Annotated in this window: 11 protein-coding genes; 2 read left to right on the top strand and 9 right to left on the bottom strand. The window is 44.6% G+C overall.

Translation table 11 applies throughout. The features are described from left to right. Positions 1 to 211 precede the first annotated feature (211 nt). Together NL626_RS11250 and NL626_RS11245 are read right to left on the bottom strand one after the other, a co-directional pair. A complete protein-coding gene (locus tag NL626_RS11250) occupies positions 212 to 1,240 on the bottom strand; it encodes a methionine synthase (RefSeq protein ID WP_253657357.1) in 1,029 nt (342 codons plus the stop codon). 30 nt (positions 1,241 to 1,270) lie between these two features. Continuing rightward, positions 1,271 to 2,245 (bottom strand): DUF1852 domain-containing protein, encoded by a 975-nt coding sequence (locus NL626_RS11245; protein ID WP_005457949.1) that lies wholly within the window; start codon positions 2,243 to 2,245, stop codon positions 1,271 to 1,273. A gap of 1,099 nt (positions 2,246 to 3,344) precedes the next feature. Here NL626_RS11245 and NL626_RS11240 point away from each other — a divergent pair. Beyond that, positions 3,345 to 4,262, top strand: a complete 918-nt coding sequence (locus tag NL626_RS11240; protein WP_005376731.1) for a leukocidin family pore-forming toxin — start codon at positions 3,345 to 3,347, stop codon at positions 4,260 to 4,262. A gap of 75 nt (positions 4,263 to 4,337) precedes the next feature. Next, on the top strand, positions 4,338 to 5,021 hold the full coding sequence (locus tag NL626_RS11235) for a topoisomerase I (RefSeq protein ID WP_042523048.1): 684 nt from the start codon (positions 4,338 to 4,340) through the stop codon (positions 5,019 to 5,021). A 66-nt stretch (positions 5,022 to 5,087) separates the two neighbouring features. On the opposite strand, the gene NL626_RS11230 is transcribed toward NL626_RS11235, so the two are convergent. The 7 genes from NL626_RS11230 to NL626_RS11200 form a co-directional block, all read right to left on the bottom strand. Then, positions 5,088 to 5,792: an ABC transporter ATP-binding protein gene (locus NL626_RS11230; RefSeq protein WP_253657420.1), complete on the bottom strand. Its 705-nt coding sequence runs from the start codon at positions 5,790 to 5,792 to the stop codon at positions 5,088 to 5,090. A gap of 22 nt (positions 5,793 to 5,814) precedes the next feature. Beyond that, complete coding sequence (locus tag NL626_RS11225; RefSeq protein WP_213915218.1) at positions 5,815 to 7,098, bottom strand: ABC transporter permease; 1,284 nt, start codon at positions 7,096 to 7,098, stop codon at positions 5,815 to 5,817. Between the two features lie 2 nt (positions 7,099 to 7,100). Next, a complete protein-coding gene (locus tag NL626_RS11220; RefSeq protein WP_149192479.1) occupies positions 7,101 to 8,315 on the bottom strand; it encodes an ABC transporter permease in 1,215 nt (404 codons plus the stop codon). After that, positions 8,312 to 9,583: a TolC family protein gene (locus tag NL626_RS11215; RefSeq protein ID WP_017448389.1), complete on the bottom strand. Its 1,272-nt coding sequence runs from the start codon at positions 9,581 to 9,583 to the stop codon at positions 8,312 to 8,314. The genes NL626_RS11220 and NL626_RS11215 overlap by 4 nt, the downstream gene beginning before the upstream one ends. After that, entirely contained in the window at positions 9,576 to 10,709 is a 1,134-nt protein-coding gene (locus NL626_RS11210; RefSeq protein WP_253657356.1) for an efflux RND transporter periplasmic adaptor subunit, read from the bottom strand. Before NL626_RS11210 ends, NL626_RS11215 begins: the two co-directional genes overlap by 8 nt. A 227-nt stretch (positions 10,710 to 10,936) precedes the next feature. Continuing rightward, positions 10,937 to 11,371, bottom strand: a complete 435-nt coding sequence (locus NL626_RS11205; RefSeq protein WP_017633884.1) for a hypothetical protein — start codon at positions 11,369 to 11,371, stop codon at positions 10,937 to 10,939. A 2-nt stretch (positions 11,372 to 11,373) separates the two neighbouring features. After that, positions 11,374 to 12,186 (bottom strand): TIGR02594 family protein, encoded by an 813-nt coding sequence (locus NL626_RS11200; RefSeq protein WP_253657355.1) that lies wholly within the window; start codon positions 12,184 to 12,186, stop codon positions 11,374 to 11,376. Between the last annotated feature and the right edge of the window lie 452 nt (positions 12,187 to 12,638).

The raw sequence follows: 12,638 nt of genomic DNA, 5'->3' as shown, positions 1-12,638 counted from the left end.
CAAATAGTTGGGTATGTGAGTAACATATCTCCCAACATCCGTCATCCTGAACAGCGAGGGACGAGCGTGATTCAGGATCTACCCACCGAGAGCTTTGAAGTGCGAAAGTTATCGTCATTTCCTAGCGAGCTGTAATCAGATTCCTAGTCTCGTTTAAACTCGCTAGATTGACCCTAATTTTGGTTCATGGTGCGGAGCCTAAGTATTAATATCAACCCACCAACTCTTTACGAATGATCTCCGCACCCGCACTTAACGCATTGAGCTTAGCGGTCGATACTTCACGAGACAAAGGTGCCATACCGCAGTTGGTACATGGGTAAAGCTTGTCGGCATCAACGTACTTCAACGCCTCTCGCAGTGTATTCGCCACTTCTTCTGGCGTTTCAATTTTGTTGGTTGCAACGTCAATCGCACCAACCATCACTTTCTTACCGCGAATCAACTCAAGCAACTCAATAGGCACTCGTGAGTTATGACATTCGAGCGAGATAATATCGATATTCGACTGCTGCAACTTAGGGAATACTTCTTCGTATTGTCGCCATTCAGTGCCTAACGTTTGCTTCCAATCCGTGTTCGCTTTGATGCCGTATCCATAGCAGATATGCACCGCCGTTTCACATTTCAGCCCTTCAATCGCACGCTCTAAACATGCAATGCCCCACTCGTTCACATCATCGAAGAACACATTGAACGCAGGCTCATCAAACTGAATGATGTCGACACCTGCCGCTTCAAGCTCTTTCGCTTCTTGATTGAGGATCTTTGCAAATTCCCAAGCCAGCTTTTCACGGCTACCGTAATGATCATCATAAAGCGTATCGATCATCGTCATAGGGCCTGGCAGCGCCCACTTGATAGGTTGCTTAGTTTGCTGACGCAAGAACTTTGCATCTTCAACAAACACGGGCTTTGTGCGACTTACTGGGCCAACCACAGTCGGAACACTTGCTTCATAACGGTTGCGAATGGTCACCGTTTTGCGGTTTTCAAAATCTACGCCGCTTAAATGCTCAATAAAGGTCGTCACAAAATGTTGGCGAGTTTGCTCGCCATCACTGACGATATCAACGCCTGCCAGTTCTTGTTCTTGCAAAGCGACACGTAACGCATCGCGTTTGCCATCAATCAGTTCTTCACCTTGCAGTTTCCACGGTGACCAAAGTTTTTCTGGTTCCGCTAGCCAAGAAGGTTTCGGCAAACTGCCAGCCGTTGAAGTCGGTAATAGTGCTTTCATCGTCATTCCTTTCTAGATTCTCGTTGTCGATTACGCGTAGTTTGCAGACCATTGTTCAAGCACAGATTGATAAGGTTTGATGAAATGCTCCTCGGCAAATTTCCCTTGTTCAATCGCCAGTTGGCTGCGCTCTTCTCGGTCGTAAACGATTTGAGTTAGCGAGTGGTCTAGGTTTTTTAGGTTTGGCTGGTAGCAATTACCGGCAACCGCGTTGGCATTGTAAATCTCAGGTCGGTAAATCTTCTGGAATGTCTCCATCGTGCTAATCGTACTGATAAGCTCTAGGTTTGAATAATCGTTCAGCAAGTCACCGAAGAAGTAGAATGCCAATGGTGCGACACTGTTTGGTGGCATAAAGTAGCGCACCTGTAAGCCCATCTTTTTGAAGTACTGCTCCGTCAACGAAGATTCATTCGGCTGATATTCAAAGCCCAAAACAGGATGTTGGTTTTCGGTGCGTCGGTATACCTTGTTGTCCGATACGCTCAGACAAATCACCGGCAGCTTTTTGAAATGCTGTTTGTAAGACTCAGAATTAACGAAAGCTTTGAACAGTTTGCCATGCAAATCACCGAAATTAGCTGGGATGCTGAAACGGGGCTGGTTTTTGTTGTGGTCCAACAGCAAAACGCTAAAATCGTAATCACGAACGTATGAAGAGAAGTTGTTGCCCACAATGCCTTCGATGCGCTCGTTAGTGTTGTGGTCAACAATGTTGGTTTTGAGCACTTCAATTGATGGGAAGGCTTCGCCACTGCCTTGGATATCCATATCAACAGAGATGATTTCAAGCTCAACTGAGTAGCGGTCACCTTGCGCATTATCCCAATGTGCCAACGCATTAAAACGATTGTCGATCATTCGGAGTGCATTGCGCAGATTCTCTCGGCGGTAGTTTCCACGAGCCAGATTAGCAAAGTTGGTAGTGATTCGCGTGTTGTCTGATGGTTGGTAATTCTCATCAAAACGAATGCTTTTGATAGCAAATGTGAAATCGTTATTCATCGTGAGTTGGTATCCTATTTCCTTAGATAAAGCAGACTTTTCCTAACTCTGTGCATGGGGATATTTTTGTTTTTTGGTTTTCCCAATCGTTAGGTTGCGCAGCCTTCACGACGAATCGTTCGTACTAAAAACGGCGGTCGCAGTGCCTAACACCAGAGCAGTCCTTTTTTTATACTTGCTTCACGAGTTGAGTAATATTGGTATTGTTTCACATTGAACATGAAGGAAATTCATAGTGGGAGTTCCAACCCTGAGAGAGCTATCGTAGATACTGTTTTTCATTGACACCAATACACGTAACTTGGCGAGCATATTGCCAATATGTGTAATTAAGAAACGGATAAGAGATTAGCAGTACGTAAACCAGTTTTAAGCCGAGAAAACGCATTGTATAAACAAGGCACCAACTGGAATATAGGACAGCGTAACTTAAATAGTACTTTTCATGCTCCATCGTTTATTCAAGCATTCGTTTAATTAGAAGTACGTTACATTTATATTCTCGGAAACATGATTATTTAATTATCTTATTTATTTCTTTTTCTATCTTTACCATCTTAAACGTAAAGTTTAATTTCCTGCTGTAAAAGCACATATAACTTCATACACGAACATGACAACTTCATTGACGGACTTTATTACTCAACTATTACATTAAGTTCTAAAAAACCAATAACAAAAAACATAAACCACTGTTTTAATTTGAATTAAGCCCATAAACCCGAGATGACCACATAACGATACTTTACTTAGTTTGGTATAACAAAAGCCCTAAAAATAACATGGCTAACATTTATAAAATTCACTTTTATCAATAAAAAAGCTCAATATAACATTAGAAAATTAAAATTAAGCAATAACTTAAAAAGGCAAGACTTAATAACCAGATTCTTATTTATTATAGTTGAGAGGTGAATTTAAAAACTATGAGACATTAATCCCACGAATCTATCCTTTTTCTTTTTTTAATAAAAAACAAGATGCACTATTTCACCGCTCATTTATTGAGCTTGAATTTATAACCTGTCCATAATTATAAAGTGCCCATCAAGATAGTTTAAAACAAAAGTCTTTATGGGCTGACTAATAGGAAACAATAATGGAAAAACAGCATCTTTCCGCGAGTATTATCGCACTCGCTTTACTTGGTTCTTTAGCACCAGCACATGCTGAAGATACATTAAAATCTTACACTTCGACGTTGCTTCAGCTTGATGATGGTGATGCACGCTCGAAAAAAATCCGCTTAATTTATTCTTTAGAAAATGTCTGGAACCAATCTTTACTACCAAATGGCGCTAAAGAAGCTAAGTTGATCCTAAATGGCGGCTCTGGCTTCGACATGACTAATGTTCCAAACAAAGAACAAATCTATGGTTTTGCCACTGGGGGAGATTACCGTTACACCGTTCCAACGGCTTTTAAGCTGGCACTGAGCTATTTAAATGGCGCCCCTTTACGCCACATGAGCCATGCTCCAGAAAACACCATTGCAACGGCATCTGTCAGTGAGTCGCTAGATTTTAACCTTGGATTCAGTGCTTCTACTTCTCCAAATATTAGTGGGGGAATCTCCTGGAGCAACCGTGTAACGTACGACCAGCCAGAGTTTCAAACGGTTGCCGATTTTAACCAAGCTAACGAAAGCATTAATTGGTTAATTGAAAACAAGACTATCCGCCATAATACGCCAGCTAAAGACTGGTTATTGTATCGTTGGACCAGTTGTGACATGGGTAATTTGATTGATTACAATGAGTTACCTGTCGTTATGCGTTCAGATTTTAAACCACAAGTCGGCGTCGTATATAGAAAAAATGACATTCAAGATGGCCTAGATACATCAGAGGTCAAGCTGGTTGCTGGTTGGCGAAAAACCAATTACTACTTTGGTCGCGACTGGTGTAGCTGGTATACCACTCCAGAAAATACCTGGAAGAAAAATCGTGATAGCAGTCAATGGACAGAGACTAGCCGAGCCGTAACTATCTCTTGGAATGACGATCTCTACCACTAACTTATTAGCCTGCGGCCACGGAATAAATAAGTGGCCGCCGTATTTACTAATGAAATAAACGGTAAGACATGACACATGACAAGTAACAAAAAACTCTTGACTGGATCGGTGCTGGCACTTGGTGCAGTACTCGCCATATTTCTGATTAATTCAAATAACAAGAATGCCCAGACCGAACCTGTTGCAAGCCTTGACGAGCAAATCAAGACAGAAGACGCTGCTACAATAAGTGTAACGCCTCCTGAGAGCGATGCTGCTCAGAAGGTGGTTACCACTCCAACACCACAAAGTGGCAATGATGATACTTCCGACGTCATTCCAGCTACACCTTGGATATCTGCCCCATTAAATGAACTGAGCAATGAACTGTACGATTTTATTGAAGCTGAACAGGTAAGTTACATCAGTACGACCGACTATCCATTCGACGAGCAAAAGCAAAAACAATTGCGAACATTAGCTAGGCAAGGGGTTCCTATCTTGTTTGACAATACGGAGTCATCCTATTTGGATAGCTACGGTGTCAGCGAAACCAAAGTCGTATCAGAGTATTTTGGTACGGCGTCTGAAGGTGATGTCATCATCGCTACCGGAGTACAGAATGCAGATGGCAGCATTCATTATCTAGTTTTGCCTTTGAAGAGCAAAGATCTCAACGATAACAGTAAATTGATTGAGGACACTAAGCTCGCAATCACTCTACTTAAAGAACAAAAGCATGACTTGATAAAAGAGAGACAAAACGAACATCGCGAATAAAAAGTAAAGGGAGATAGCCTCTGTATCGCTATTTCCCTTAAAACTCAGTTCTCAATTAAGAAAAGCTCATTTCTCCCTACTTACCGGCACCCTATCCGAAATTACCTTGCCGTCTTTGATGGTGATGATGCGTTTAGTGCGCTCTGCCAGAGCGTTATCGTGCGTCACGATGATTAAGGTTCTACCTTCGACGTGGAGTTGGTTGAACAGAGCTTCGATCTCAGCACCAGATTTTGAATCGAGCGCGCCGGTTGGCTCGTCAGCTAGGATGATTTGAGGGTCGTTCACTAACGCTCTGGCGATAGCAACTCTCTGCTTTTGACCACCAGAAAGCTGGTTTGGTTTATGGTCTAAACGATCCCCTAGCCCGACTTGCTCTAGCAATTTGGCGGCGCGCTGGCGACGTTCTTTGGCTTTGATGCCAGAGTAAACCAACGGCAGTGCCACGTTATCGAGCGCCGTCGCGTACTCCAATAAGTTAAAGCTTTGGAAGACAAATCCAATCTTTTGGTTACGAATGCCAGCCAGCTCATTCGCACTTAAACTTGCGACGTTTTGTCCGCCAAGTTGGTACTCGCCATCGGTGGGTTTATCCAAACAGCCGAGCATGTTCATTAGCGTTGATTTACCCGAACCGGACGGGCCAAGAATCGAAAGAAACTCGCCTTGATTAATGGTTAAGTCAACGCCGTCTAACGCGCGAACTTCCGCCTCTCCGCTTGAGTAGTATTTGCCGATGTTGGTTAGCTCAACAAGCGGCTGGTTCGACATGTTCTCTCCAGAGTTATTGTTGTTATTCACTTTGTAGCGCCTCCAATGGGCTGACTTTTGCGGCTCGGTTTGCAGGTAACCATGCAGATGCCACACCAATTATCACTAAGGTGAGGATGACAATCGCGACAACGACCCACGACAACTCAGGGACAGGTTTACCCAGTTGTTCATAAAAGGCATTGCCCTCTAAAGGAATGGAACTGATGGCAGACACCAGCGCGTACGTCACGCCTAAGCCAAGCGCGCCCCCCATCATCATTGTCAATAAAGACTGCACTAAATAGTGCATGCGAATGGCCGTTGGGGTTGCACCGACTGCCATGCGCACGCCGATATCACGCGTAGATCGCTTTACGGTGGCATACATCACATTGGCGATGCCAACGCCAGCAACAGCTAACGTCACGAAGCCGATAATGCCAAGAAAACTCTGCAAACCTATCAGAAACTGCTGCATACTCTTTTGTTTAAGGAACATATCATCGACTTGGACGACCTGTTCATCACTGACACTTGCCCCGTGTTTACGGGCAATCACTTGCCTGATCGTCTTTGCTAAGGCTTCTCGGTCTACATTTGCTTGTGGCTGCACATTGATGCCACCAATTTCACCGTTGACATGAAATCGCTTCCACGTCGCTAACGGCACAAAGCTGGAATAGTTGATAAGATCCCCCAGTTCTATTTGGGCGCTGTTTTTCTCCAATACGCCCACAACAGTGAACTCCTCATTGCCGATTTTTACCTTTTTCCCCACAGGGTTGACTTGCAATGTGACTGTCGCAAACCAACTAAAGTCCTCATTCGGGTTGAATAAGTCGGCTGCCAGTTCATAACCCAGTACAACGACTTTGCGCGTCTCTTTTTGATCGAGTGGGTTTAACCATCGCCCCCCCGCCATCGGCACCAAATTGGTCATGGATTGAAACTCGCTCGTGACCGCTAACGGCTCTTGCCACGAGCTTCTGTCACCAACGGTGATACGCTCTTTCCACTTCGCCGTTGGCGCAACGCTTTTTACATCGGGTAACGCTCGAACGACCTCTGAATCGTCCATTTTTAGTGTCAGAAACTTACCTTGGTGAAAAGCACCGTGGTCGACGGTGGCCATCCCTCCGGTCAAATAAATCAAGTTGCCGTTACCATTTTGTGCGGTTTTCAATACGCCCTGACGAATACCCTCACCTACCGCCAACATAGCAGCGATACAAAGGGTCGCCCACGCTACAGCCAGAATGGTCAAACCCAGTCTCAGCTTTTCTGCGGCCATTTCTTGGAAAATTTGTCTCATCGGTAACAACATGACTAGGCCCTCGCACTCAAAGCAATGACTGGCGTGAGACGCGATGCTCGCCTTGCTGGGAAATACGATGCCATCAATGCCAAGATAAGCGTCACAAGTAAAGACCAAGCAATGGAATCTGGCGTGATCACAGGTAAACCAATCCATTCCGGTAATGCCATGCTGCTTAGGACAGATACCACTGCATACGAAAACATCAGACCTAATGCCGTGCCCACGGCTACCAATATAAGCCCTTCAAGAATAAACTGACTGAGTATGGATTTTTGAGTCGCCCCGATCGCCAAACGCACACCGATTTCACGCGTGCGCTCCGTGACAGATAAAAACATGATGTTGGCAACACCAAGCGCACCGACCGCCATGGTCATCGCGCCGCTCGCTCCAAGAAAAATCTGAATGCCACGCAAAATTCCACTGATGACCGCCGCTCCTTCACTAAAATCGGGTAATTCGACCGCATCTTTATCACTTGGGTCAAAATGAAGCTGCTTGGCGAAAAAGTTCACGATATTTTGTCGAAACGACGATGCATCCATCCCTTCTCTCGGCTTCATCAATACCATCCAAGGTTTCGCATCCCACAAATCGCGGTACGTTGTTTGAGGAATGAAAACCGTGCGGCTATCGCCGAATGAAATGCCAGTGTCCTCACCAACGGTTATCCCAATCACCAAAAACGGAATGCCGTTGACTTTGAGCCTATCCCCGATTTGGATTCCACCCATTTGCGCAATTTGATCGCCTAACACCGCCACGCGAGTGTGGTTGTCCATATCACTTGGTGACAGGTTTCTCGAACCGGATTGCAGCTTGCGTTGCATTAAAGGAAAGTAAGACGTATCAATACCGCTGACCGTACTCGATAAATTCTGTCCTTTGAGATTGGTGATATTCGCATCCCATTTGGCGTAAACGCTCGACGCCAGTTGCACGAAGCCCGACTGTTTGATCATGTCGACTTTTTCTTGTGGAATATCAATTTGTCGCCTTGAAGGTAATCCTTGCCACGGTTTACTGGTGCTCGATGGAAACACCACTTGCACATTGTTGATCATAAATGAAAACGACTGGGTCTGATGGCGATAAAAGCCTTCGCCAAGTGCGATTAACACCACCACAGAGATCACGCCCCAAGCAATCGCGATAATGGCTAGCACGCTCTTCATGCGGTGCGCCATCAACGTTTGCCAAGTTTGCTGCAACAGGCTGCTCATGAATGAAAAGCCCGAGAGATCAACGCCATGGTATCGTCATCGAGTTTCCCTGCGGTTTGCAGTAAGCCGATTCTCTTACGCCAATAGCTGTACAAGTTGGTTTGCAGACTGTTTTTCGCCTCAAACAAGCTGTTGTGTGCACTGATAACTTCCGACACTTCAAGCAGGCCAGCGTCGTAAAGTTTCTCTTTGCTTTGCAACACTCTGGCGCGCGACTCAACTAGCTCGTTCGCTATCAAAACTTGATTCCAGTTGATATCGACCTGCGTAAACTGCTGAATAACTCGTTTCTGAATATCAATTTCCACTCTACGCATATCTTGCTTGGCGCTTAAAATGTTCAACGATGCTTCGTCCACTTTCGCTCGCACTGCACCATTGAGGTCAATCGGCAAACTCAAACTAATCCCAGCGTTAAACTCGCCGTTTGAACGATTGTCACCATCGCTGTAGCCCACACTGCCTTTGACGGTTGGGTAGTATCCACCTTTAGCTGAATCTTTCGCGAACTCGCTCGCTTTCACCATCTGCGCCGCCACCAACAGCTCTGGACTGCTGTCTTTAGCCAGCTTTAGCCATTGCTCCTGAGAGTCCACCAGCATCGGCGGCTGAATCAAAGAATCCGTTCGAATTTGGTCGACACTCTCCGGCATTTGATTGATTAACGCCGCAAGCTCTGCTTTTTTCACTTCGAGATCGGCTTTTGCATTGAGGATACTTGCTTGCTCAGAAACTTGATTCGCTCGCATCTCTTCAACATCAACCGACTTCACTTTGCCTGCTCGATAGCGTTTCTCGATGATGTTGAGAAGTTCTTTCCCCTCCTCCAGCTTGGACTGCGCCAATTTGAGGTCGCCCTGTGCGCTTGCCACATCTAGGTAAGCGGTGAGCAACTTCTGCGCAAGCTCGTTATGTGATTGAGATAGCTCTAACTGTGCTTTGAGATAATTGGCATTCGCTTGATCCAGTTCCGACCACAAACTGCTATCCCAAATAGTTTGAGATAAGGTAGCACCGTAACTGTTGGAATGGCTTGAGGACTCATTCCAATCCGCTGACGCACTGGCGCTTAAACCCGGCAATAACGCACTGCGGCTACTCTGTACGCCAACCTCGCCAAGCTGGACGCCGATTTTCGCTTTTTCGTAATTTGGATCGTTCTGCTTTGCTTGTTGCCAAGCTTGTTCAATAGAAATTGCGTAGGTCGGCAAACTGAGCGTGGCAGCCAACAATGCAAAGGCGATTGTTGATCGTTGCAGCTTAACCATGCGCCGCTCCCATCATACTGTTGTCGATAACCTCTTCATCAAGCTCCACGCCGTCAAGCACTTCGACATTGATGCCATCTGACAGACCGAGTTTCACAGGTTGTTTATGAAACCCTTGTTCTGAGCTATCGGAGATCAGAACATTCGGTGCGTCACCATCAAATTGCAGAGCGCGCTCCGGTAGCGTGAGCACGTTTTCAGAAGTCTTCAGAATGATTTGAGCCGTCGATGAAAAACCAGAACGAAGCAACACATCTTGTGGGATCTTGAGTTCTCCCACTTCAACCTCAAAACCGTTATCAAAACTTTTAGCCGAAGCGTTGCCTTCTGGTGAGTTAAGGTTCTCAGATTGAATCGCCACTTTGGTTAGCACACCAGAAATCGCCACATCAGGATAAGGCGCAACCGTCAACATAACGGGCATTCCCGGAGACAACTGCGCAGCATCATGCTCACTGACGCTACCTTTAAAAATCAGACTGTTCATGTCGGCCAATGACATCATTTCAGTCGCGGCTTGGCTTGATTGAGTCGAGATGATCGGCTCTCCGACCTCAACTTTCTGGTTGAGTACCGTGCCATCAATTGGCGCGTAGATCGTCGACGTTAAACGCGCATCACCGATAGACGCCTCACCACTGCGGATGAGTTCGAGATTCTGGCGCTTTTGCAATACGTCCGCTTGCGCAGATTTGACTGCCGAGCGCGCACTTACGTATTCGTCGTAGTTACTTGGAATAATGTCCTGCTTGACCAAGCTTTCTAAGTTGGACAGTTTTTGTTTGGCGGATTCCAGATCGGCTTCACTACGCATGAGTTCTGCCGATGCATCCGTTAATGCTTGGGGGGTTGGGTTTGGACGCACTTTGATCAGCGGCTGGCCTTGCTTCACCTTTTCACCAACTTTCGCATAAATTTCACCGACGATACCGTCGATTTGTGACTTGATAGACACGGAGTGTGCAGGGACAATTTTACCAACAGCCACCGCTTGTTTTTCAATCGTGCCTTTTTCCACAATCAATGTAGGCAGCAATTCTGGTTGAGCGGCAGATTGGAGATAGAAATACGTACCACCGCCGAGCAGCGCAATGCTCACAGCGGAGACAAGCCAACGTTTCGTCATTATTTATTCCAACAATTATTGGGTAGTCTAATGACTACTCCTAAAACACAAAGTTGAAGGAATAATATCCTGCTTTAATAGCGGTATGGTTGTCACAGTTGGTATGGTTTTGTCAGTCGCCTCTGACAATCAAAGACTAAAAAATCTCGACGAATCATTCAGCAAAGACGCTGTCTACGATGGCGACTAACATGCTCTGTAACCGCTCGTTTCAACCGCCACCCTTTTCATTCTGAACAATGTGCAAAATGGCGCTGTTCTGTATCCAAGTGAGCAGCTGTTTCTTGAGCGTTTAATATGTTCTCTTGATTAGCCCCAAACTCAGCCCCCGTTCCAGGCCAATAATATGTATCTTTATCACGACATAGTGTGAGAATGACAGGATCATTGTGTATATTGGGCTCATCTCCTAGCTCGCCATACATACTGAAAGTAATCTCAGACCCAACGTCTCCACGAAGTTTCTGAATCACTTCTGCTTGAACTTTAAAGAGAACATCTTCCTCGTGTTCAGCAAACTTTTCAAAACCTGTAATTTTCACCACTGCAGAATAGGGCGTTTGAAATATCGCATCTTTGAGTACCTCATTCTGAGAGTACACTCCCTGTGAAGCACAAGCTGATAAGCTCACACAGCCTAGCAAACTTATAAATTTCTTCATGTTTAACTTTCCGTTCCTGCTAAGGCAGAGCCTTTTGTATATACAGGTAAAGTACCTTTTGTTTCATCGTAGTTACTCGGTACTACGAACTTGTCCCAGACATCAATAGAGTACTTTGCTATATTGACTTGGTTGCTTTGGTTTCCTCCTAACATGTACAAATGCCTACCATCAGGGCTCTTTCCCACGACAAAAGCAACATGCCCACCACCTTTTCTCGATTTAATCCCTAGAGCTCCATGTATAGGTTCTGAGATGTTTTTACCAAAACCCTTCCACTCCTTTGCTCGATAAGCTTCTTTTACTGGAGTGATTCCGTGTTGTTTAAAAACCCAAGCGGCAAACGAACCACACCAAGAATTTTGACCTCCAGAGTCATCAGTGCCCCAAAACTTAGATGCTGTAAAATACTCTAAAATCCTTGGATTGGCCTTAGTGCCTGAAACTTCTTTTTGTCCAATTTCTCCCAACGCTGTTTTCATCCAAGGCACTTTGGTTACTAGTTTTTGAGCATCATGAGGATCATTTTTCACTGAACTATAGGATGGTAATCCATTGAGCTTACGATGAGTTCTACCATTTACATCGATCCGACCATCTGGCTTTACCATATAAAGTAGCTTACGCTGACACACTTTTATTGCCTCTACTGTTTTCGACAAATGAGGACTCCGCCCTAACGAGCCATCAACAACCAACAGTCGGGTAAAACCTATTCTCTTTTGGTTATCATTTAAAAATTGTTGAACTGCTTTAACATCATTTTTCGAATTAGTGCCATTTATACCAACAGAGCCACGGATTTTTAATCCCATTCTCGTTACCTTTATAACTAATCATATAATTAAGAAAGTACGCTTTAGCGTGACAACAATAAAGATAAAATGTTGTTTTATACGATTAGCCATACGAGGGGAATTAGGTGTTGAAAATATAGATTACAAATAAACTCAGCTCATATCACTAAAAACACCTATTTATCACCTTTTGGTCACGCTTCAAAGCAGGACAGCCAAGATGTTTTAAACCATGCGTATTAATAGACGAAAAAATGTTTATAAATGAACACTTAAATTAACATAGTAAAACTATCAATTACTATTTTAAATTTAAATAACACTTCCTTTTTAAAGGCACTCTATAATTAAATTTATCAAACTTTAATTTTTATTAAATTGAGCTTTAATTCATTAATCTGACTATTTAACTAATTTCATTTCAGTTAATTGTACTTTTTGGCATGTTAGCGGGTGATGGCGGCGCCAAT

Source organism: Vibrio sp. Y58_MX_L22, assembly GCF_024181865.1.
In the GTDB taxonomy this organism is placed as follows: domain Bacteria; phylum Pseudomonadota; class Gammaproteobacteria; order Enterobacterales; family Vibrionaceae; genus Vibrio; species Vibrio alginolyticus.
Note: the sequence above shows the minus strand (reverse complement) of the source record. Positions and strands in the feature narration are given on the sequence as shown.

What these genes read in the sequence shown, in the direction of transcription:
- NL626_RS11250 (WP_253657357.1), bottom strand. Translation starts at nt 1,240, where the DNA reads ATGAAAGCACTATTACCGACTTCAACGGCTGGCAGTTTGCCGAAACCT.
- NL626_RS11245 (WP_005457949.1), bottom strand. Translation starts at nt 2,245, where the DNA reads ATGAATAACGATTTCACATTTGCTATCAAAAGCATTCGTTTTGATGAG.
- NL626_RS11240 (WP_005376731.1), top strand. Translation starts at nt 3,345, where the DNA reads ATGGAAAAACAGCATCTTTCCGCGAGTATTATCGCACTCGCTTTACTT.
- NL626_RS11235 (WP_042523048.1), top strand. Translation starts at nt 4,338, where the DNA reads ATGACAAGTAACAAAAAACTCTTGACTGGATCGGTGCTGGCACTTGGT.
- NL626_RS11230 (WP_253657420.1), bottom strand. Translation starts at nt 5,792, where the DNA reads ATGTCGAACCAGCCGCTTGTTGAGCTAACCAACATCGGCAAATACTAC.
- NL626_RS11225 (WP_213915218.1), bottom strand. Translation starts at nt 7,098, where the DNA reads ATGTTGTTACCGATGAGACAAATTTTCCAAGAAATGGCCGCAGAAAAG.
- NL626_RS11220 (WP_149192479.1), bottom strand. Translation starts at nt 8,315, where the DNA reads ATGAGCAGCCTGTTGCAGCAAACTTGGCAAACGTTGATGGCGCACCGC.
- NL626_RS11215 (WP_017448389.1), bottom strand. Translation starts at nt 9,583, where the DNA reads ATGGTTAAGCTGCAACGATCAACAATCGCCTTTGCATTGTTGGCTGCC.
- NL626_RS11210 (WP_253657356.1), bottom strand. Translation starts at nt 10,709, where the DNA reads ATGACGAAACGTTGGCTTGTCTCCGCTGTGAGCATTGCGCTGCTCGGC.
- NL626_RS11205 (WP_017633884.1), bottom strand. Translation starts at nt 11,371, where the DNA reads ATGAAGAAATTTATAAGTTTGCTAGGCTGTGTGAGCTTATCAGCTTGT.
- NL626_RS11200 (WP_253657355.1), bottom strand. Translation starts at nt 12,186, where the DNA reads ATGGGATTAAAAATCCGTGGCTCTGTTGGTATAAATGGCACTAATTCG.